The following is a 19,289-nucleotide window of genomic DNA, read 5'->3' on the forward strand; positions in this document are numbered from 1 at the left end:
GGTATCTACAAACCATTGTTTAGCGTTTTTTGTTTGTCGGTAACAGGCCGATTAGCTGTTCTAAGTTAATGATGCTTTAAACTCGGTTAACGTTTTCATAAGACATTAAGCATGGGCGGTCCAAACACAATTTGCATATCATGCTAAAGTACAAAGTCAATTCGTTAGTTAGGACCAACGGTTGTTTAGGGATATAAGGGAAACCTCTCTGCTCGAAGTTATGCCGACGCTAAACTCCGATCAGGAGTGTCAATAACCCAATTATTCTATCAGTCAAAAAACTATTTCATATTCTTTAGACTTAAATCTGTCGTCAAAGATGTTATGAGGATGAAAGCTTAGGTAAAGGCCAAAGAGACACTCATCCAAATATGGTTTTCTTGTATTTGAAATACTAATATTCCCAAGTTCATTTACTATCTGAAAATCTTTAGAACTATCTATAATTGAAAATTTAGCATAATATTTTTGTATGTTTTCTTCAATTTTATCAAATACAAACAATTCTTTTTCATTTATCGAATTAACTCGAACTATTCGTTTGCTCCAATCAGAGATTAAGTTATCGAAATGTATCGAATAAACAGGTGCAAGTGCACTTATTTTTAAAACCAATTGACATGGTTGATAGTTTGATAACCCAGTGTCTGCATAATCATTGACTATAAAAACTGCTATAAATGATGGATTTAATTGCTCCAAAAAGACAAATTCTGTTATCTCCACATTCAAATCTTTCTTCAAGTTGTTTAAAAACTATTCCATATAACTCTATTATTTGAAGCATCTATGCACAACTTAATTAATTTTGAATAAACAGGATTTTCTAATAGTTCAGGACTATTTAAATCAATGCCTTTCGGGTAATAATCATATATTATTTTTAGTAACTGATGTATGTCCATCCTCAATAAATATTACTCTATTATGCTAATTGCAATTGTTGTCTGCATAAGTTATTATTCGTACGCCTGGGGAAATTGAGTTTTGCACTTGTACACTGGGTAAATTTAATTCAACTATTAATTGAGCTTGTACAATAGTAGCAAATTCTTTAGAATATTTAGGTTGAGCGCCCGCGCTTAAAAAAAAGTCTACCCCATGAGTATTTGCTATGGTAGCTTCGGCTACTAACATTGCTGCCGCAGTTGCAGCTTGAGCTTGTTGTATACTAACCGTATTTGGCATCCCAATTTGCAAATTAAAGGTTATAAATTTGGTTCCAAATACATTGTCTTGGATTCCTAATTTATACCCAGAAACTCCGACAGCCATCCAATTAGATGTGACGTTTTTGAATTTTAATGCACATGGTTTAACCGGGTTTGTAAGATTGTTAAATACTTCAGACGCCGCCGTATCCGGAACCGGAATACTTATCATACATTGCTGCTCTGATGGTGGCGTCGGCGGCGGGAAACCCGGATCACCCGGCCCATCTGTGGGTTCTTCCCCCGGTGGCGCATTGCCATTAACTTGTAAATGTACAGAGTTTACAACGGTGCCCGGCGGGCACTGCGGCGGTACCGGTGAATTATTACCACCGCTGCCGCCAGAAGAAGAGCCGCCTCCGCTGGGCGGCGGATCCTCTCCACCTTCATATACAATACAAAACGAATTTGACACGTATTGATCTGTTACCCTGCCATTTGTTGTTATCGTGGTAATAATATCATAACACTCTATGCCAATATTGTTATTGGTTTTTAGTTTTACATTTTGTGTGCGCTGTAACGATGCCTGCTGCGGTTTTAGCTGGTGCCCGTTTTTATAACGGTACCCGCTTAAGTAACGCCCCTTTGGAGTAAAATAAAATACCAGGCCGCTAAAATTAGTATCGCGTTTACTGTAAGTATTACGGGCCAGTTTAGCTACATCGCCTTTTAAATAATCCGCATCGCCTATAATAGTCATTATATAAGCGTCATACTTCCCGTTGTTTTTTAGCATTAAAAACGAACTGCGACTTTGTTCGGGCGTGTTAAGCTCCTTATTATAATCGGTATTTTTTAGCACCGCGTTAAATTTAGCCGAGGGATCAAGCGGGATCTCAATTACATCATCGTTAAATCTTTTATAATGCGATGGCCGTTGCCAATCGGGTTTAATTTTTTGGCTCACGTCAACTTCCTGCACGCCATTAGTTTGCAGGCCCGATTTATCAATTCTATTAATCGGATATGTTTCCTCATACCATGTTTTGGCATTGAGCACTTCCGGGTCGGTAATTTGCGCGTCGGCATCATTTCCGTTAAAATTCTTTTTACAACTATGTATTACAAACAGCACCAGGCAGGTTAGCAACACAGCAGAAAGTTTAAACAATAGTTTTTTGCGAGGAAACTCTTTTTCATGCGATAAGGTTAAAGTTATTAACTTATACGGTTTAGGTACCGGTATTGTTAGGCAAGATATTAAACTATTAGATATTAGCAAATATTATTTTAAAATAGTACCTATCTGGCGCGAGATACTGTCATAAAAAAGCTTTACCATCACTTCATAGCGAGCGGAGCGTAGCTATCTCTGCGCGCCGGGCAGCACGTTTACCTATCGCGTAGAGATCGCACACGCGTACCTTGTTCACAATGACGGGTCCGAAGGACTCCTACGGAGGCGGGTGAGGCGGCCGCGTTAAGGATTGAAGTGGGTACCTGCCAGGCGAGGGCATAAGCGCAAGGCCGCGCCTAATGCCTCGAGGGCGTATGAACGAAAAGCCTGGCCCGCTTCTATCAGCGGGAAACGCCCATCTACCTCCCTGGTTCACCTGTACAACCGCTACCCCCTTGTAACATTTTACACATCAGCCAACAACCCCTTGCATGGTAAATAAATTACCAATAGCTTTACTGTTAGCAATAATTAAACGATCTTAATATGGCTACTTATAAACTGAATGTCAACAATAAGGTGCTTACTGTTGATGCCGACCCCGATACCCCGATGCTGTGGGTATTGCGCGATCATTTAAACCTGGTGGGTACAAAATTTGGCTGCGGCATTGCACAATGCGGCGCCTGTACTATCCACTTTAACGGCTTCGCTACGCGAAGCTGCCAGTTGCAGGTGTCGGAGGTTAAAGACTCGAAGATCACGACCATTGAGGGATTGAGCAAGGAAGGCACACACCCGGTGCAACAGGCCCGAGCGAGATGGACGTACCGCAATGCGGCTATTGCCAAAGCGGCCAGATAATGGCTGCCGCGGCGCTGATAAAACAGAACCCGCACCCTACTGATGATGATATTGATTTAGCGATGAACAATATTTGCCGTTGCGGCACACATTACCGCATCCGAAAGGCTATACACTTAGCAGCTAAGAAAGGAGCGACAACGAAATGAGCGAGCAAGGATTTTCAAGGCGCCACTTTTTAAAAGTAAGCGCCATAGCCGGCGGCGGCGTAATGTTCGGGTTCCAGTTACTGGCGGATGCCAGCCCGGCAACGCATTTGGCCGATACGATATTTTCGCCAAATGCCTATGTATCAATTGATGCAAGCGGATTGGTTACGCTGATGTCGCCCAACCCGGAGATAGGCCAGGGTGTAAAAACCGCCCTGCCCATGATATTAGCCGAGGAACTGGATGTGCAATGGGATAAGGTGCATGTAGAAATGGCTCCGCTTGACCCAAGCAAATTTGGTGCACAAGTAGCTGGTGGTAGCGGCGCGGTACGCGGCAGGTATATGCCAATCCGCACTGCAGGCGCAACAGCCCGGCAAATGCTGATAACCGCGGCTGCACAACAATGGGGCGTACCCGAAAGCGAGTGTACCGCCGAGAACGCCTTCGTGATCCATAAACCAACAGGTAAAAATTAGCCTACGGCGAGCTGGCTGCAAAAGCAGCTACCCTGCCGGTGCCAACCAATGTTACGTTAAAGGACCCTAAAGATTTTAAAATAATAGGTACCCGGGTACATAATATTGATAACCATAAGATCATCACCGGTCAGCCGCTTTATGGTATTGATACCCGCCGCGAAGGTATGCTGTTTGCTATAGTTGCCCGGCCGCCGGCGTTTGGTAAAACCCTGAAATCATTTGATGATACTGAAACCCGTAAGGTAAACGGCGTTAAAAATGTGGTACAGGCACACAATGTAGTCGCCGTGCTGGCAACTAATACCGGGCTGCCAAAAAAGGCCGCGACGTGCTGAAAGTGGAATGGGAAGATACCAGCAAACTGGAAAGCACACACGAGCATGACGCGTCGTTTGCTGAATTATTAAGCAACAATAGCGATAAACCCGGCCGTAATGACGGCGATGTTGAAGTCGCGTTAGCTAATAAAGATTTTAAAGTGATAGAGGCCACTTACGAGGTGCCCGCGCTATCGCATGCCAATATGGAGCCGCTTAACTTTTTGCCGATGTTAAAGGCGATAAGGCAGAACTTTACGGCCCCACACAGGTACCATCACGCTTACGCAGCGATGTAGCACGTGCATTGAATATACCAGAAGCTAACATCACACTTGGCATGCCGCGGCAGGGCGGCGGCTTTGGAAGAAAATTGCAGTCGGATAACGGCGTGGAAGCCGCATTAATATCGCAGGCTGCCAAAGTACCGGTACAAATGTTATGGATGCGCGAGGATGATATGCAGGGCGATTTTTACCGCCCGGCAAGCATGTTCAAATATCGCGCAGCTATTAACCCAACCACTAACGAAATTGCTGCCTGGCATTTTAACGGTGCAGTGCTGGCGGGTGGTTCGGCAGGTAAGCCCGATGGTTTCCCGGCAGCGAGTATTGCCAATTACCGGGCGGATAACCATAGTTTGAAAACCAATATCCAAACTGGTCCGTGGCGCGCGCCTACATCAAACTCGGTAGCTTTTGCTGATGAGTGTTTTCTGGATGAGCTGGCCCACGCCATGAAAAAGGATCCGATTGCGTTACGTTTAGAGCTAATAGAAAAAGGGAAGAATCAGCCGGTGGGCAAAGGTTTAAGTTATGATCCGGTAAAATATAAAAGCGTAATAGACCGGTAACAGACATAAGCGGCTGGAACAAACCCCGCAAGCCGAATACCTACGGGCTTCGCGGCGCATTATTCGTTCAGCACCTATGCTGCTCACGTGGCCGAGGTTACCAAGATGAAGAACGGCAAACTGCGCGTAACCAAAGTTTACAGCGCCATTAACTGCGGCCGTGTAGTTAACCAAAGTGGTGCAGAAACACAGGTGGAAGGCGCTATTATAGATGGGTTGAGCCATGCGCTGTTCAGCAAGGTTACGTTTGATAAGGGCGCAGTTGAGCAGAAGAACTTTAATACCTATAAATTCCTGCGGATGAAGCATGCGCCGTTAGAAGTGATCGTAAAGTTCGTGCCGTCAGACGATGCCCCAACCGGCCGGGCGAACCCGGCCTGCCGCCAATTGCACCGGCAGTAGGTAACGCGGTGTTTGCAGCGACAGGTATAAGATATAGGAAATTGCCGTTTGAGTTTGAGAAGGCATAGAAGCCAATTGTCATTTCGAGCAGAGCGAGAAATCTATACGAAGACAGGTTGACGACTTATACGGTGTATAGATCTCTCCCGTTGGTCGAGATGACAATTAATTAGGTAGCAGGAAGTAATTATTATGGCACGGTAATAGCAACTATTAATAAACGTTGTTAATACCATGAGCACCATACCACTGTTACCAAATTTTAATCTGGATAAATTTAAGGCCGATGCCCGGCAGGGTTTTAAGAACCTTGCCCGGGGCGGTTTTAAAAATATTTACAATCATATTAACCCGCTCACCATCAAAAAAGGAGTGGATGAGCAGGGCATTGATAAGTTTATCAACCAGCGCGCCCTGTTAGCAGCCGGCAGCGGTGCCATGGCAGGTGCCGGTGGTTTTGCCACTATGCTGGTCGGTGTCCCGCTTGATCTGGTTAACCTTATAACACAGCAATTCAGGGTAACCCTTGCTATACACTACCACCAAACTGGCCGTTACAAGTTACAGTTTGGTGATTTCTTTAAGATAGTGGCCTCATCCCTAAAAGTAGATGCCGGCGTAACGGTAACTAAAAATATTATGGAAGAAGTGGCAGAAAAACTGCTGCTAAATCTCGGCTCAAAAACCGCCCGCCGATTGGTACCCGTAGTAGGTGCAGTAATCGGCGGATCGGCCAATTATCTATTTATAAAAAAGATAGCAAAACAACTAAGAGCAAGTTAAAGTTATTTGCTTTTTGGCACCAACAATACTATTTGCCCCCGATGGTTAGCCAGGTGACTGGTACGCCCCATCAATACATTAAGGCGGTTACGGTGTGGCTCTTTTGCAAAATCTTCTTCAGATACACTATTATGGCGGGTAAACCAATCAGCTGGTGATAAGTTGTTAATATGCGCTGCAAGTTTATCATTTACAATATTCCATTGCTCCCTTAATTGACTAACCGGTGGCAGATCGGCAACTGTTTTATCGGGTGCTTTTATAAAAGGTTGTACAAGTTCCGGATATAAGGCTTCTTCAAAACGAAGTAGCGGCAACATCAAATCATGCACAGCGACTAAGTGCCCAAGCAAATAAATACCCCTGTTTTTACCTGGCGATATCTCGTTAAGTAATTCCTCGTCCAAGATCTTATCTAAGGTATCATTAGTGAATTTTAGTTGCTGGTTCCAGCCGTCGACGGCCATTTTTACGAATAATTGCTGTTGATCCATGGTTGTTGGGTTTGGTTATTTAAGTAGGCTCAAATTAAGGGGTTTACAGCAATAGTTTTATCGGCATAAAGTAAACAAATCACGAGTTCCTTAGCAGCTCTTCATAGTCGGCAACGGTATCAATATCCACCCCGCCTTTTTCGAAAGGGATAATGGCAATATCATCTGGATGGGCATTCAATACCTTTTTGCACCTTCCCGGCCCTGTAGTAAAGCCAGCTCATTAAACAGCGAGCGGTTAAACAATACAGGTACGCCAATGGTGTCTTTATAGGTACAAGCAATGATCTTTTTGTTGGTTTCCTGTTGTTTATAAAGCAGGCTGGCAATCAAGCGGCCGGTAACAAAGGGCTGGTCGCAAAGCATAATAACGGCCTGTTTTATAGCCTTATCTTCTTGTAGCGTATTTATTGCTAACGCGATGGACGAACCCATACCCGCTTCCCAACCGTCGTTATGGATGATGTTGATTGGATAGTCCTGCAAACCGGGTTCTATCTTATCCGCATTGGCACCTAATACTACGGTAACCTGTTGGCATTTAGATTTTAAGCCGGCCTCAATTGCTATCTCTAACAAGGTACGGCCCTTATACAAAAGCGTTTGCTTTGGGAAACCTAACCTGCTTGATGCGCCCGCTGCCAGTATAATTAACGCTGTCATACTTAATTACACCAGGTGATAAAAACCCGTGCATTTCCTTTCTGCATGGTTGTAAATGATGCGATCTTATCATTTTTAACTAATACCAGGAAGGCAATACCCTGCTCGCCTTTAAAACTGAAAACGTTGTTTTCATCAGCTTTGTTTATTGATAGATCTTGTTCTTTTCCGGGCAGATCGTTGTAGGGTTTCAGGTATTCACTCAAATGGTTAGTTACCTTTTTTGATTGCCCGAGCATCTTCATCCTTAGCCGGTATAGTTCAAGATCAAAAGCTTGTTGCGTAGCTGCATTTGCAGGGCACATATACTTTTTCATCAGGGCTTCGCTGGTTATATTTACATTGACTACATCTCTCAAAAAGGCTTCTACCAGGTCTTGTTTTGTGGTTTGCGCTGTGCAGGGCTGTACAAAAAACAATACCGTACACAAAGCTGTAAAAACACAACATCTGAGGCTATTCTGCATATGTGTATGAATTGCCACAGATTTGTTGCGCAATGATAAGCCGTTTCTCGCAGACAGCACCGCCTTAATTTCGGCGACTATCGACAAGGCAATTTCTTCCGCCCCTTCCGACCCGATATCCAACCCTACAGGTCCATAAATTTTGTCGAGTTGTTCGGGAGTTATTTTGGGGCCAATGTCTTCGAGTTCACTCAGCATCCGTTCCAGTTTCTTTTTAGGACCGAGGATACCAACGTAAGGAAGGGCGAGTGGCAACAGTTCTTTTAACAGGTTTAGCTCATAAATATAATTGTGGGTCATTAGCACAAAGGCGGTCCACTCGTTTAGTTCTATATGGTTTAGCACCTGTTCCGGCCGGGCAGTTATTACTTTTGCAGCTGATGGAAACCGTTCAGGCAGGGCATAGTTGTTACGGCCATCAATAACCGTAATATTCCAACCCAGTACAGCCGCTATTTTTGTCAGGGGGATGGCGTCGTTACCTGCACCTATCACTACCAGAGAGATCACCGGTTGTACGTACTCGACAAACCCGGTGTAGGTCACATCACCCGCATAGGTATTATTTGCCGACCGCTGATCTTTTAAGGCCCTCTGTGCATCGCTTTGCAGGAAATTAAAGTAGGGCGCGTTGGCTACTCCATTTATCAGCTGATCATCTTCCGTCAGACATAAACAAGTACCGGGCTGCAACGCTTTACGGTCATCTACAGAAAACAGCGTTACCAGCACTGCCGGCTTGCGGTTATTTACTATTGCCTTTAATAAGTTTATGGGGTTGTTTGCCTGCGGAGTAATGGGCTCTATCAGGATATGGATGATTCCATTGCAGCCCAAACCAATACCCAACTTCGCATCATCATCGTCGGTAGTATCATAAGTTACCAGCATGGGCTGCTGTTGCAGTATTACCAGTCGGGCTTTTCGTAATGCATCGCCTTCTAAACAGCCGCCGCTTATGGCGCCGGTAAGCTGGCCGTCTTCGGTAATTAACATGCGCGCGCCTGCCCGGCGATACGCCGAACCCTCAACCAAAACTACCGTAGCCGGGGCGGTTTTTTTGCCCTGCTTATCGGCTTCGTTAAAAGCGGTTACTATGTCAGTTATCTCCTTCACGGCGCTATAAAGCTATGAATAGTTATTGATGGTTACAATTACATCCGGCCTTGTTATCGCCCTATTTCTCCCCCGCCGTATCTGTCGGGATCCTTAAAAGCCTTGTTATAAACAACTGCCATTTATTTAGCTTTTTGTCAAATTCAACAACTTGCAATTCGCTGAGGGGGATCTGAATGCTGATATGAGCGCCCTTGTTATTTTCTGTCGAAATGGTGCCCTTAAATTTTTCAACCCTTTGCCTGATGTTCCCAAGCCCCATACCGTTTGGCCGGGCATTATCTGGATTTATCCCTACGCCGTTATCATTAACAGCAATATGGAGCGTTTGCCCGTCGGTGAACATTTTTACTTCTATCGTTTTTGCTTTAGAGTGCTTGATGGCGTTATGTACCAATTCTTTAACCAACAGGTAGATGTTTCTCCGGCTCAACCCGGTAATCTTTAAATCAATAATATCTTCGGGCAACTCATATACAAGCTCTATTTCAGAATGCTCAAACAGTTTATTGATCTGTATATAAGTATAATAAAACAGGTTCTCCAGGTTGTCGTACCCCACATTAGTGCTCCAGATAACATCGCGGATCTTTACAGAAAGATCAGTTACCATATTCTCTATCTCGCCTATTTCCGGGCTGGCATTTTCTTTTTTGCCGGCCGCATGGGCAAACGAATGAATAGCAAATACTCCCGAGCCAATATCGTCATGCATTTCAGCGCTTATTCTTTGTCTTTCAGTCAGTATCAATTGCTGTTGCATATCAAATGCTTTTTTAACGCCAGTCTTTTACGCAGCATTGTTACGTAACCATATAAAATAACGGCCGGGAACACAAAACCTAAAACTATTTTAAAGCCTATCCCGCCCCACCGGGGTTCGGCTATGGTAAAATCATAGCTTATCATGGTGTCCGCCACGCCCAGCCGGGGGTCAACAGCTATGGCTTTAAAGTTATAGCTCCCCGGCATTAATGAAGAGAAGCGGATGGCACGCTCGCCGGGTTCGGTGGTTAGCCAGCTACTGTCAGTTTTAGTTGCCGGGCAATATTTTATATAAATGTCTTTGGCTTTTAAATAAGCTGGCACCCCAATGTTAAACAGGACATTGTTTTCGGTATAGGCTAATTTATGACTATCGTCGTTAGTTGCTGTTTGATTGTTGACCTTAACAGATAAGAGATAGTTTTTTAGCCGCTTATCATCCGCGTTTTTTACCAGCGGGAAGTTCTCCAGTCCTGCCGGGGTAGCTAAGTAGATGCGCTGGCCGGCAAGGTCAAGATCAAACACCTGCGATGCGCTGCGGTCGGGAAACGTATAATTGTCAACCAGGATACTTTTTGCGTATTAAATAGCTGTAACGGCCCCGAGCCAAGGATCCATAAATTATTGCCGGTTGGTTTAAGCTTGAATATTGACCGGGAAAACAGGCCGTTTTGGGCTGAAATATGTTTGACGTCGTTTTTTTCGACCACCAACAGGCCGTTACTGATAGTACCGATATAGAGCCGGTGATCTACGCAGGCTAATGAGGCGGCATACACTTCGTTGCTGTTGAACAAAAACGGGTTCATACCATTTTTGTCGATTTTAAACAGTTTGTTTTTAAAGGTTACGAACAAGGCAGCCTGATCAGGGAAATAGGCAATGGCGCGGCTGCGCTGCCGCAGGAAAAATAATTATCGGCCGGGCTGTATTTAAACACTGGCCAAACGCGGCGCCAAGCTGCTTGTTTAACTGTTCTGATTTTTCCTTTGGCAGTATAAACACACCGCTGGTAGATGCAACATAAACGGCTTTATCATCGTAACTGAGTTGCTTTACCGTTTTAATGCTAACCAGTTCTGTAACCGTTTGGGCCGGTATATTCACTTTATAGGTAGTGATAGCGCAACCTACGATATATTCGTCCGGGCTAATAGCTGTAATATTATAAATAGATCCGGCGGCTGGGGATACCTTGAGTTTAAAGCCGATGTTTTTGGAAACCGGGTCATAAAGCATCAGGTAACCCTGTTGGGTACCCAGTAATAATTGGTTTTTGTAACTTCTGATACTTACCACCAGGTCGTTGTCAGCTAAAGCCGGGATAACAGTTTTATTGGCGAAATCTTTTTTGGGTTGAATAAGCAATCCGTAGAACAAACTGCTAAACCACCGGTTACCTTCCGTGTCGGTTACGATATCGGATAAATTATACCCACTTATTTTCTCTCCATTTTTTAACGAATAACTGCCATCATTGGTGTTGATCCATTGGTTAGCGGAGGTGATGGAGAGCGTATTGATAAAGCCGTTAAATTTAAGTTGCCCATGCTGTTTAACTGTATCGTTTTGCAGCAACAGCTTTTTAACCACGCCGGCAGGATTAGCCATCATGTACACCGTATCTTTATAAGTGTTAGGCGCTACTATGTAAACACTGCCCGGGGCGGGCATCACCGCTATAAGCCAGCTTTTTTAGTCCGGTACCCGTTTTATACGAATACCAGTTTTTATTACCATTAACCAACACACGGTCTTTTAATACCGCCAGGCTGGAGGTGTAAGTGCCCGGGCTGATATACCTGCCTGTTAAGGTTCGCGTGTCCAGTACAAAAAGGCCCTTATCCGAAGTTGCTAAAAGCTGGTCGTGGAACAGCGCAAGCACGGGAAAATTACTCTCGTTTATATAGTTATAGCTTTTTACCAGCGTTACCGTTTCATGATCGATATAAAAGATCTGCCCGTTGAAATTGTTAAACCAGATGCGGCCGTAGTTATCTTCCAGTAAATTGGTACACCCTAAAGAAATTTGAAGCGGGCTGCTAAAATGGACGCAGTTAATGCCATCGTAGCGCGCTATACCATAATCGCTGGCTACCCATACAAAACCATGCCTGTCCACAAGAAGATCATACACCTCTTTGGTCGGAAAATCAAATGCCTGCCTTATTTGGCTGTTCTGGGCTTTTAATGCGGCACAAACAAAAAGTAAAAGAGTGGTTAGCTTAATCTTAAACAAAAACGGCTTGGGCATGATATAGCGGTGCTTGCACGTAAATGTAAATATTTTCGTATAAAAAGAAAGATTATCTTTATTGGTAAGACAAATATTACCTGTATGCGTTAGTGGGTTAGTTGTAATCACCAATCTCAATAATTACATTTAGCCAACCAAATCAATAAACATGAACCTGTCTTTAATTACCAAAACCCGTTATACTTTAATTTTAGCCGGGTGCCTGCTGTTAGGCTGTGGTGGAGCTAAAGAGCTAACCGACAACAATGCCAACAAGGGCTGGAAGACGCTTTTTAATGGTAAAGATATTAACGACTGGACCGTTAAGATCAATCATCATGAAACGGGCGAAAATTTTGGGAATACCTTTAGGGTTGAGGATGGTATCATTAAGATCAGGTACGACCGATACGGGAAGTTTGACGATCAGTTTGGCCACTTATATTATAAAACACCGTTTTCTTACTTCCATTTACGCTTCGAGTATCGTTTTGTTGGTAAACAGCAAGAAGGTGCGCCCAGTTATACTTTGTTGAACAGCGGTGTGATGTTCCACTCGCAGGACCCGCGCACTATGCTAAAAAACCGGGACTGGCCTATCTCTATCGAGATGCAGTTGTTGGGCGGCCTTGGCGACGGCAAACCGAGGCCGACAGGTAACATGTGTTCGCCGGGGAACCGATGTTGTTTATAAGGGCCGGGTATCGCCCGATCATTGCATTAACTCCACCTCAAAAACTTATGATGGCGATCAATGGGTAAAAGGCGAACTGATTGTTTTGGGTAGTAAACTAATTACACATATTATTAATGGCGATACCGTGCTGCAATACTCAAAACCCACCATTGGCGGCGGCGTAGCAACAGGATACGATCCTAAATATAAAGTGGACGGCAAATTGCTAAGCAACGGCTATATAGCCCTGCAAAGCGAAGGCCAGCCGGTTGATTTCAGGAATATTGAGATTAAACAATTGCCGGTTGAAGAGCGGTAAAATCAATAACTCAGAAACTTCTGTTTTACATTCAAATTATCTGCGCATTTACCCAATGTAACTTCTTGACATCCAGTTAACACTATTTTTTACTTTAGTGCGTATCTTTGTACGTTAAAGATTTTTTTAATCCTATCTTCGCAAGCACCCAGCAATTCGCTGCAATCTCCAGGAGAGTTTATTTTGCTTATCGCGCATCTTAAGGCACCGGATCTTTAGCATTCACTTAAAAAAGATTTATAAATGAGACAGCTTAAAATAAGTGAGTCGATCACCAATCGTGAGACGGCGTCGTTAAATCAATATTTGTCTGACATAGCAAAGATCCCGATGATTACGCCCCGGGAAGAAGTGACGCTTACACAAAAGATCAGGGAGGGCGACCAGGCTGCGCTGGAAAGACTAACAACCGCGAACCTGCGGTTTGTTGTATCGGTTGCAAAACAGTATCAAAGCTCGGGCCTTACGCTCGGCGACCTGATTAATGAAGGTAACCTTGGCCTTGTTAAAGCGGCAAAACGTTTTGATGAAACTAAGGGTTTTAAATTTATTTCGTACGCGGTATGGTGGATCCGTCAGTCCATTTTGTCGGCCATTGGCGAGCAGTCGCGCATGGTGCGGCTACCTTTGAACCAGGTTGGCGACCTGTCGAAAATAGCTAAAGCTGCTTCGAGGCTGGAACAAGTATATGAAAGACAGGCAACACCTGAGGAGCTGGCCGAAGAGTTAGAAACAACTGTTGAAAAGGTGACCAATTCTTTAGCTAATTCAGGCAAGCATCTTTCTTATGATACGCCGTTTTCTGCCGAGGAAGATAATACGCTGCTGGATGTACTACAAAGCGCTGAGCCCGGAACTGATAAGGAGATGATGAATGAATCATTAAGTATTGAAGTTTCTAACAGCATGCGTGTACTTCCTGAAAAAGAAAGAGATGTATTGTCCTTATTTTTTGGACTGGGAAATCAACAGGCCCACAGCACGGAAGAAATTGGCGAAATGTACCACCTCACCCGCGAACGGGTACGGCAGATCAAAGACCGGGCATTGGCAAGGCTTCGCGAAAGCCGGAGCAGCCGGGTGTTGATATCGTACTTAGACTAATAAAAATCGCCTAAAGTTAGTTTAGCCTGTTTATCTTTACCTTGTAAAGCAATTAATTACGGTTATGTCTAATATCAGTCTCATCATTGAAGAAAGAGCGGCCAGCATTGGCAACTTTATGGTTGGCCGCTTATTGCCGTTCCGCGAAAAAAGGATGGTTGGTCCTTTTATTTTTATTGACCATATGGGGCCCGTAAAACTAACCGAACGCCAAAGCTTTGATGTACTGCCGCACCCGCATATTGGCCTTTCTACGCTTACCTTTTTATTTGAGGGCTGCATCGTGCACCGGGATACTTTGGGTAATGTTGTAGAGATAAAACCAGGCGCGGTAAACTGGATGACCGCAGGGAAAGGTATCGTTCACTCAGAGCGCATGCCTGAATATCTGCGCCATGAGGATCAAACGCTGCATGGCTTACAAATTTGGGTGGCATTACCCAAAGAGCTGGAACAAATGGCTCCGGAATTTTTCCATATTGACGCCGCACAATTGCCTGCATGGACAAACGGCGACCTGCAATTTAAATTAGTGGCCGGCGAAGTATTTGGCCATAAATCTGCTGTGCCGGTGTACAGCAAACTATTTATGCTGGAGATTAAAAGTAAGACCACGCAAACTGTTAATATTGGGCATGAGCTTTATGGCGAAGCGGGCCTGTATATACTGGAAGGGCAGATAGAAAGCGAAGGAAATATTTACCACGCAAAACAGTTGTTGGTAGCCAAAGACAGCTCGTTGTGCGAATTTACCATAGCAGCAAACAGCACGATATACTTGTTTGGCGGAGAACCTTTTGCAGAAGAGAGATTTATAGATTGGAATTTTGTAGCCAGCGATAAGGAACTGATAAACGCAGCCAAACAAAAATGGATTGCGCAAACATTTGATAAGATAAAGGGAGACGATAGGGAATTTGTACCTTATCCCACATTCATTAAAAAATAAGCCGGCAATATTGTAGCGATGGGTTAAGTACCCATCGCTACATAAATGAATAATGCTATCTATTACAAATTCTCATCCTTCGGTTCCCAAAGCTCAATAATATTACCTTCGGGATCGAGGATATGAATGAATTTGCCATAGTCGTACTCCGCTATTTCATCAACAATGGTCACATTGTCTTTTTTAACTCATCAACCAGCGCAACCCGGGTTTTCAACGCGATAATTGATCATAAAAGGTTTTACCGACGGATCGAAATATTTCGTGTTCTCCGCGAACGCACACCATGATGTAGATCCTTTTTTCGACGGTTCTTCGGCATCCAGCCAGTCAAACGTTGTCCCGTATTCACCCGTCGGCAGTCCGAGGGTTTTTGCATACCATTCATTCATTGCTTTCGGGTCATTACTTTTAAAAAATACGCCGCCTATACCTGTTACTTTTTTCATATTACTCTGTTATATTTTAATTATGCGTTAACTATAGCTGGTTTAACATTGCGCCTAAGTATAGCCGCAGCTATTAATGATATTACAATGCCTACAGGCGCAATTTCAAGATAGGTAAACATCACCCTATAGGCAATATTTGTTTTGTATTTCGCCATCATTGCTGCCATTTCTGCCGATTGCTTTTGTATTTCAGCGGCGCTTACCCCGCTTGCCTTCATTTCGGCAACGGCCTGTGCCTGGTACTTATCCCCAAAATCCGGGACGAAATATTGGTAGTAGATCATCCAAACCACCACATACACAGTAGACGCAATAAGCGTTATCCAAAGGCCAATACCAAGCGCTTTGCCGAAAGTAATTTGTCCGTTGTTATAGGTATCCCGGTAGTTTTTAATAGCCACAAAAATCAGCGAAAAGCCCAATATCATTGTAGCGTACCCAAAAATCATCCGGGTGTTAAGGCTCAGGCTATCGCTAAACAGCCCTTCGCACAATACCCCCAGGCAATGCTTATAGCACCGGCTATAACTCCGCAAATCCAAATTATCTTTTTCATTCTTTCTATTGTTTAAGTTTAAATCCTCCCCAAAATTGAATTAATGGCTTGTGTTTTTAGTCATACTTTTGGGTGATTTTTAAAAAACCGGCTATTATCACACTAAAGTATGATGCGCGTCGGGTATCAGGCCTAACCGTTTGGCCATTTCGATAGCCTGTGTACGGCGTTCTACCTCCATTTTTAAAAACAGATTGGATGTATGGGTTTTGATAGTGTTTAATGATACAAACAGCCTTTCTGCAATTTGCTGATTGCTTAAACCGTCGGCTATTAATTGTAAAACTTCCAGTTCGCGGGGGCTTAAGCGCAGCCGGTTTAGTTCGGCCTCATTTAAAATAAAATCAGCACCGGCAAACACCTGTTTTTCAACTATAACCGTTTTTACTTTGGGCGCTATTAGTTTTATAGCAAGCCATATACCAAGGCCGGTAAAAATAAGCGCTATGGCACCGGCATAAATTTCGAAAGCATGGTTAATAATCAGAAAGCGCCACTCCAGCCATTTTAATAAAAACAGCAACAAGGCAAGGGATACCCCATACAGTATATTCTGTTTATTTTTAATGATCGCTCCAAGAATCATGGGATGAAGTTTTGCATTTACCCAAATGCAATTTATCATAATTTTAGATTATCTCACCAATTATTATGAACATACCGTTGAAATTATTGGCCGCTATAACTTATATCGGTTGGTGTTGTTAAGCCAGTCAATTATAACTTTGACACATTCATCGGGCGAGGTTGCATCGGTATGTAAATGAATATCCGGGGAAAGAGGAGCCTCATAGGGGCTGCCTATACCTGTAAAATCTTCAATTTTCCGGCCAGCGCCTGTTTGTATAAACCTTTTGGGTCGCGCATTTTACAAACCTCAAGGCTTGAATCAATAAAAACCTCAATAAAACTGTCTTCTCCAATAATATTACGGGAGGCATCGCGATCGTTTTTAAAGGGCGCTATAAACGAAGCAATTACAATAATTCCTGCCTCATTAAAAAGTTTGCTTATTTGTGCCACTCTCCGGATATTTTCAGAACGGTCTTTTACAGAGAAGGACAAATCACTGTTAACACCCAGGCGCGTATTATCCCCATCTAAAATATAGGTGCGGTATCCAGCTTTGAAAAGGCGGGCTTCCAGTTCGGCGGCTATCGTTGATTTACCCGACGACGATAACCCTGTAAACCACAAGGTAAACGCCTTGTGGTTGTTAAGCCCCTCCCGTTGCGCACGTGTAACTTTAGTTGTTTGTGCAAACAAGTTTTGGCTAACGTCATTTGTCGGCATTGGTTTATAGTATTATAATTAACGCCTAAAATATTAAAATAAATAGTAATATTTGCCCTCTAATCATATCTAAATGAGCAAACCCCAGAAAATAACCGAAACATCATTAATACAGCGAAACGAGACTAAATTTTTGGCGAGTGCCTTAGGTGAAGAAATTGTAATGATGAACACCGATAACGGTGATTATATTGGCGTTAACAGCGTAGGGAGCGATATATGGAACTTGCTTACAGAGCCTACACGGGTTGATGAGTTAGTTACCAAAGTAGGCGAACTATATGATGCTGATGAAGCACAGTTAAAAACAGAAATTAACGAATTTGTACAGCGCATGCTTAAACAGGATATGATAGTAGTTACCGGGTAATTAAAAAATGAAGCTTTTACGTAAAATAAAAACTGCGTTTGACATGCCGGGGCAAGCAAATTACTGTTTGCCGAAGCTTTGGTTACGTCGGCTTGGGTACGCTTTACGTTGAGTTTTTTGCCTTTTAAAAAAGTAATGGGCTGGTTGGGCAAAACCAATGTACGGCCCGAAATTGAACTGACACCTGAGCAAATAATACAAATAAAAAAACTTACCATACCTTAAAGTTATGCGATAGGTATGCGCTTTGGAAAACCGAATGCTACACGCTGGCACTTACGGGTAAAATATTATTGCGCCGCCGAAATATACCCAGCACTCTTTATATCGGGTTTAAAAAACGGGGAAAAATATGAAGGCCATGCCACGGCTAAAAACCCCAAATGATAACGTCATATCAGGCAATATGGACCTTACCCAGTTTCATGTAAACGCTTTTTTTTCTTAAAGCTCATATCCCGATGGAAAACAACTCCTGCCTTATTTTTAATGATTTTTTAGTACCCGAAGATAACGCCGGGCTTTATGCACATGCTTTGTTGCAAAAGGAAGCGTTTGAGCATACCCAAACGGTTGGTAAAGATGGTAAGGGCATGGTAAACGAAAAATGGAGGCACTCCAACTCGCTACTTCCCATATACTTTAAAGATTATTATAAATTACTTGCACAGAAAATAAAGGCGCAGGTGCCTGATATAGCACAACAATTAAATATAGAGCCTTTTGAATTTGGCCATATCGAAATGCACCTTACCAGCCATAACCATGGTGAGTTTTATAAACCCCATATCGATAACGGTGCCGGCCAATTAAAAAACAGGGTAATAACCTTTGTATATTATTTCCACTCTATACCGCGCGAGTTTACCGGTGGGCAGCTGTTGTTTTTACATAACAAACCCAAGCCGTTAATTATCGAGCCGAATAATAACTCCATTGTTTTCTTTAACTCGTCCTTATTGCACGCGGTGCACCCGGTAAATTGCCCCAGCGGGCAATTTGAGCATGGCCGTTTTACTTTAAATGGCTGGATATGGAAAAAAGCAGAACAAGAAGAGGCTGTCCCTGCAGCTCAATAATGTCCTTTGGCATTTTTCAGGTCATCCCTTTGGTCAGCGTACGGGCCTTGCTGGTTTACATAATGTAAAAAAGCGTTAGCGCAAGGGCCGTATATATTGGGTTCGCGCCAGTGCATTAGCTCAACGCCTTTAAATATTACCGCATCGCCGGCCCGCATCTCAAAGCAATGTTTGTTTTTATCTTTATCGCGCACGTATATAGGCCGGGGCTTATCATCATTGCCCAAACATAAGCTTACAGTAACCTCGCATGCCGGCCTATCTAAATGCCGTTTAAGTTCATCACCTGTATTGTATTTGCGGGCATAGCTGTAAGTTTTATATAATGAATATCCGGTATGTTGCTCTATCGCCGGCAACAAATTTTCTAATAATTTCTCAAACAACGGGTTTTTATAAAATCCTACAGCACCCGGTACCTGTTGGTCACTTCGCCCTTTTCCCAAATCAACCAGTTTATTAATAAACCTATAAAGCGAGGTGGTATCGGTCAATCCATTCACCATCATAAAACCCTTTTCTTTAAAATTATTTTCGGCGTTTATCATTTAGGTTCCAAAATAATCAAT

The 19,289-nt window shown here is 43.4% G+C and carries 28 protein-coding genes and 2 pseudogenes; 15 read left to right on the plus strand and 15 right to left on the minus strand.

Going from position 1 to position 19,289, the window contains the following annotated elements; genetic code table 11:
• Window positions 1-273: 273 nt before the first annotated feature.
• Both HK413_RS01700 and HK413_RS01705 read right to left on the minus strand, forming a co-directional pair.
• The gene (locus HK413_RS01700; RefSeq protein WP_175268913.1) at window positions 274-744 is read right to left on the minus strand and encodes a hypothetical protein; all 471 of its coding nucleotides are present in this window, start codon (window positions 742-744) and stop codon (window positions 274-276) included.
• Between the two features lie 186 nt (window positions 745-930).
• Window positions 931-2,325 (minus strand): hypothetical protein, encoded by a 1,395-nt coding sequence (locus HK413_RS01705; RefSeq protein WP_175268914.1) that lies wholly within the window; start codon window positions 2,323-2,325, stop codon window positions 931-933.
• 552 nt (window positions 2,326-2,877) lie between these two features.
• Between HK413_RS01705 and HK413_RS01710 the strand changes: the two genes are divergently transcribed.
• From HK413_RS01710 to HK413_RS01720, 8 genes and pseudogenes are all read left to right on the plus strand, one after another.
• Window positions 2,878-3,195: a 2Fe-2S iron-sulfur cluster-binding protein gene (locus tag HK413_RS01710; protein WP_317169192.1), complete on the plus strand. Its 318-nt coding sequence runs from the start codon at window positions 2,878-2,880 to the stop codon at window positions 3,193-3,195.
• Complete coding sequence (locus HK413_RS22560) at window positions 3,195-3,344, plus strand: 2Fe-2S iron-sulfur cluster-binding protein (RefSeq protein ID WP_317169193.1); 150 nt, start codon at window positions 3,195-3,197, stop codon at window positions 3,342-3,344. The genes HK413_RS01710 and HK413_RS22560 overlap by 1 nt, the downstream gene beginning before the upstream one ends.
• Entirely contained in the window at window positions 3,341-3,823 is a 483-nt protein-coding gene (locus tag HK413_RS14370) for a molybdopterin cofactor-binding domain-containing protein (RefSeq protein ID WP_217451940.1), read from the plus strand. Before HK413_RS22560 ends, HK413_RS14370 begins: the two co-directional genes overlap by 4 nt.
• 38 nt (window positions 3,824-3,861) lie before the next feature.
• Complete coding sequence (locus HK413_RS14375) at window positions 3,862-4,161, plus strand: hypothetical protein (RefSeq protein ID WP_217451941.1); 300 nt, start codon at window positions 3,862-3,864, stop codon at window positions 4,159-4,161.
• Entirely contained in the window at window positions 4,155-4,442 is a 288-nt protein-coding gene (locus HK413_RS14380; protein WP_217451942.1) for a hypothetical protein, read from the plus strand. Before HK413_RS14375 ends, HK413_RS14380 begins: the two co-directional genes overlap by 7 nt.
• Window positions 4,430-4,996, plus strand: a pseudogene (locus HK413_RS14385) (molybdopterin cofactor-binding domain-containing protein); the annotation flags it as partial. The gene HK413_RS14380 and the pseudogene HK413_RS14385, both read left to right, overlap by 13 nt.
• A gap of 87 nt (window positions 4,997-5,083) precedes the next feature.
• Entirely contained in the window at window positions 5,084-5,398 is a 315-nt protein-coding gene (locus tag HK413_RS14390) for a molybdopterin cofactor-binding domain-containing protein (RefSeq protein ID WP_217451943.1), read from the plus strand.
• A gap of 234 nt (window positions 5,399-5,632) precedes the next feature.
• Complete coding sequence (locus HK413_RS01720) at window positions 5,633-6,181, plus strand: hypothetical protein (protein ID WP_175268915.1); 549 nt, start codon at window positions 5,633-5,635, stop codon at window positions 6,179-6,181.
• A gap of 2 nt (window positions 6,182-6,183) precedes the next feature.
• Here the strand turns inward: HK413_RS01720 and HK413_RS01725 are convergent, their stop codons facing one another.
• From HK413_RS01725 to HK413_RS01755, 7 genes are all read right to left on the minus strand, one after another.
• Window positions 6,184-6,675: a DinB family protein gene (locus tag HK413_RS01725; protein ID WP_175268916.1), complete on the minus strand. Its 492-nt coding sequence runs from the start codon at window positions 6,673-6,675 to the stop codon at window positions 6,184-6,186.
• Between the two features lie 177 nt (window positions 6,676-6,852).
• On the minus strand, window positions 6,853-7,338 hold the full coding sequence (locus tag HK413_RS01730; protein WP_217451944.1) for a nucleotidyltransferase family protein: 486 nt from the start codon (window positions 7,336-7,338) through the stop codon (window positions 6,853-6,855).
• Window positions 7,339-7,340: 2 nt separating this feature from the next.
• Entirely contained in the window at window positions 7,341-8,921 is a 1,581-nt protein-coding gene (locus HK413_RS01735) for an XdhC family protein (RefSeq protein WP_175268917.1), read from the minus strand.
• 61 nt (window positions 8,922-8,982) lie between these two features.
• Window positions 8,983-9,684 (minus strand): sensor histidine kinase, encoded by a 702-nt coding sequence (locus tag HK413_RS01740; protein ID WP_217451945.1) that lies wholly within the window; start codon window positions 9,682-9,684, stop codon window positions 8,983-8,985.
• The gene (locus tag HK413_RS01745) at window positions 9,669-10,211 is read right to left on the minus strand and encodes a hypothetical protein (protein WP_175268919.1); all 543 of its coding nucleotides are present in this window, start codon (window positions 10,209-10,211) and stop codon (window positions 9,669-9,671) included. The genes HK413_RS01740 and HK413_RS01745 overlap by 16 nt, the downstream gene beginning before the upstream one ends.
• Window positions 10,212-10,553: 342 nt before the next feature.
• On the minus strand, window positions 10,554-11,360 hold the full coding sequence (locus HK413_RS01750) for a hypothetical protein (RefSeq protein WP_217451946.1): 807 nt from the start codon (window positions 11,358-11,360) through the stop codon (window positions 10,554-10,556).
• Window positions 11,323-11,940 carry a hypothetical protein gene (locus tag HK413_RS01755; protein WP_175268921.1) on the minus strand — a complete coding sequence of 206 codons (618 nt, stop codon included), beginning with the start codon at window positions 11,938-11,940 and terminating at the stop codon, window positions 11,323-11,325. The genes HK413_RS01750 and HK413_RS01755 overlap by 38 nt, the downstream gene beginning before the upstream one ends.
• A 151-nt stretch (window positions 11,941-12,091) precedes the next feature.
• Between HK413_RS01755 and HK413_RS18955 the strand changes: the two genes are divergently transcribed.
• From HK413_RS18955 to HK413_RS01770, 4 genes are all read left to right on the plus strand, one after another.
• The gene (locus HK413_RS18955; RefSeq protein WP_262886728.1) at window positions 12,092-12,616 is read left to right on the plus strand and encodes a 3-keto-disaccharide hydrolase; all 525 of its coding nucleotides are present in this window, start codon (window positions 12,092-12,094) and stop codon (window positions 12,614-12,616) included.
• An 85-nt stretch (window positions 12,617-12,701) separates the two neighbouring features.
• Entirely contained in the window at window positions 12,702-12,917 is a 216-nt protein-coding gene (locus HK413_RS18960) for a DUF1080 domain-containing protein (RefSeq protein ID WP_262886729.1), read from the plus strand.
• Between the two features lie 243 nt (window positions 12,918-13,160).
• Entirely contained in the window at window positions 13,161-14,021 is an 861-nt protein-coding gene (locus tag HK413_RS01765) for a sigma-70 family RNA polymerase sigma factor (RefSeq protein ID WP_175268922.1), read from the plus strand.
• 64 nt (window positions 14,022-14,085) lie between these two features.
• Window positions 14,086-14,970, plus strand: coding sequence for a pirin family protein (locus tag HK413_RS01770; RefSeq protein ID WP_175268923.1), 885 nt, complete (start codon window positions 14,086-14,088; stop codon window positions 14,968-14,970).
• Window positions 14,971-15,032: 62 nt separating this feature from the next.
• Here the strand turns inward: HK413_RS01770 and HK413_RS21805 are convergent, their stop codons facing one another.
• The 5 genes from HK413_RS21805 to cysC form a co-directional block, all read right to left on the minus strand.
• Window positions 15,033-15,143: a VOC family protein gene (locus HK413_RS21805; RefSeq protein WP_394353105.1), complete on the minus strand. Its 111-nt coding sequence runs from the start codon at window positions 15,141-15,143 to the stop codon at window positions 15,033-15,035.
• Window positions 15,144-15,161: 18 nt separating this feature from the next.
• Window positions 15,162-15,419: a hypothetical protein gene (locus HK413_RS01775; protein WP_246229514.1), complete on the minus strand. Its 258-nt coding sequence runs from the start codon at window positions 15,417-15,419 to the stop codon at window positions 15,162-15,164.
• A 20-nt stretch (window positions 15,420-15,439) separates the two neighbouring features.
• Window positions 15,440-15,916, minus strand: coding sequence for a DUF4199 domain-containing protein (locus HK413_RS01780; protein WP_175268924.1), 477 nt, complete (start codon window positions 15,914-15,916; stop codon window positions 15,440-15,442).
• Between the two features lie 159 nt (window positions 15,917-16,075).
• Window positions 16,076-16,501 (minus strand): response regulator transcription factor, encoded by a 426-nt coding sequence (locus tag HK413_RS01785; RefSeq protein ID WP_246229515.1) that lies wholly within the window; start codon window positions 16,499-16,501, stop codon window positions 16,076-16,078.
• 278 nt (window positions 16,502-16,779) lie between these two features.
• Window positions 16,780-17,271, minus strand: coding sequence for an adenylyl-sulfate kinase (gene cysC / locus HK413_RS01790; protein WP_246229516.1), 492 nt, complete (start codon window positions 17,269-17,271; stop codon window positions 16,780-16,782).
• 73 nt (window positions 17,272-17,344) lie between these two features.
• On the opposite strand from cysC, the gene HK413_RS01795 reads away from it, so the two are divergent.
• The 3 genes and pseudogenes from HK413_RS01795 (at window position 17,345) to HK413_RS01805 (ending at window position 18,720) form a co-directional block, all read left to right on the plus strand.
• Window positions 17,345-17,641, plus strand: coding sequence for a PqqD family protein (locus HK413_RS01795; RefSeq protein WP_175268925.1), 297 nt, complete (start codon window positions 17,345-17,347; stop codon window positions 17,639-17,641).
• Between the two features lie 212 nt (window positions 17,642-17,853).
• A pseudogene (locus HK413_RS21810) lies at window positions 17,854-17,997 on the plus strand (lasso peptide biosynthesis B2 protein); the annotation flags it as partial.
• A 105-nt stretch (window positions 17,998-18,102) separates the two neighbouring features.
• Window positions 18,103-18,720 (plus strand): 2OG-Fe(II) oxygenase, encoded by a 618-nt coding sequence (locus HK413_RS01805; RefSeq protein ID WP_175268926.1) that lies wholly within the window; start codon window positions 18,103-18,105, stop codon window positions 18,718-18,720.
• Here HK413_RS01805 and HK413_RS01810 read toward each other — a convergent pair.
• The gene (locus tag HK413_RS01810; protein ID WP_175268927.1) at window positions 18,714-19,268 is read right to left on the minus strand and encodes a hypothetical protein; all 555 of its coding nucleotides are present in this window, start codon (window positions 19,266-19,268) and stop codon (window positions 18,714-18,716) included. The two genes, HK413_RS01805 and HK413_RS01810, sit on opposite strands and share 7 nt — an antisense overlap.
• Window positions 19,269-19,289: the final 21 nt, after the last annotated feature.

Source organism: Mucilaginibacter humi (assembly GCF_013087555.1).

What these genes read in the sequence shown, in the direction of transcription:
- HK413_RS01710 (WP_317169192.1), top strand. Translation starts at nt 2,878, where the DNA reads ATGGCTACTTATAAACTGAATGTCAACAATAAGGTGCTTACTGTTGAT.
- HK413_RS22560 (WP_317169193.1), top strand. Translation starts at nt 3,195, where the DNA reads ATGGCTGCCGCGGCGCTGATAAAACAGAACCCGCACCCTACTGATGAT.
- HK413_RS14370 (WP_217451940.1), top strand. Translation starts at nt 3,341, where the DNA reads ATGAGCGAGCAAGGATTTTCAAGGCGCCACTTTTTAAAAGTAAGCGCC.
- HK413_RS01720 (WP_175268915.1), top strand. Translation starts at nt 5,633, where the DNA reads ATGAGCACCATACCACTGTTACCAAATTTTAATCTGGATAAATTTAAG.
- HK413_RS01725 (WP_175268916.1), bottom strand. Translation starts at nt 6,675, where the DNA reads ATGGATCAACAGCAATTATTCGTAAAAATGGCCGTCGACGGCTGGAAC.
- HK413_RS01730 (WP_217451944.1), bottom strand. Translation starts at nt 7,338, where the DNA reads ATGACAGCGTTAATTATACTGGCAGCGGGCGCATCAAGCAGGTTAGGT.
- HK413_RS01740 (WP_217451945.1), bottom strand. Translation starts at nt 9,684, where the DNA reads ATGCAACAGCAATTGATACTGACTGAAAGACAAAGAATAAGCGCTGAA.
- HK413_RS01750 (WP_217451946.1), bottom strand. Translation starts at nt 11,360, where the DNA reads ATGCCCGCCCCGGGCAGTGTTTACATAGTAGCGCCTAACACTTATAAA.
- HK413_RS01755 (WP_175268921.1), bottom strand. Translation starts at nt 11,940, where the DNA reads ATGCCCAAGCCGTTTTTGTTTAAGATTAAGCTAACCACTCTTTTACTT.
- HK413_RS18955 (WP_262886728.1), top strand. Translation starts at nt 12,092, where the DNA reads ATGAACCTGTCTTTAATTACCAAAACCCGTTATACTTTAATTTTAGCC.
- HK413_RS01765 (WP_175268922.1), top strand. Translation starts at nt 13,161, where the DNA reads ATGAGACAGCTTAAAATAAGTGAGTCGATCACCAATCGTGAGACGGCG.
- HK413_RS01770 (WP_175268923.1), top strand. Translation starts at nt 14,086, where the DNA reads ATGTCTAATATCAGTCTCATCATTGAAGAAAGAGCGGCCAGCATTGGC.
- HK413_RS01775 (WP_246229514.1), bottom strand. Translation starts at nt 15,419, where the DNA reads ATGAAAAAAGTAACAGGTATAGGCGGCGTATTTTTTAAAAGTAATGAC.
- cysC (WP_246229516.1), bottom strand. Translation starts at nt 17,271, where the DNA reads ATGCCGACAAATGACGTTAGCCAAAACTTGTTTGCACAAACAACTAAA.
- HK413_RS01795 (WP_175268925.1), top strand. Translation starts at nt 17,345, where the DNA reads ATGAGCAAACCCCAGAAAATAACCGAAACATCATTAATACAGCGAAAC.
- HK413_RS01805 (WP_175268926.1), top strand. Translation starts at nt 18,103, where the DNA reads ATGGAAAACAACTCCTGCCTTATTTTTAATGATTTTTTAGTACCCGAA.
- HK413_RS01810 (WP_175268927.1), bottom strand. Translation starts at nt 19,268, where the DNA reads ATGATAAACGCCGAAAATAATTTTAAAGAAAAGGGTTTTATGATGGTG.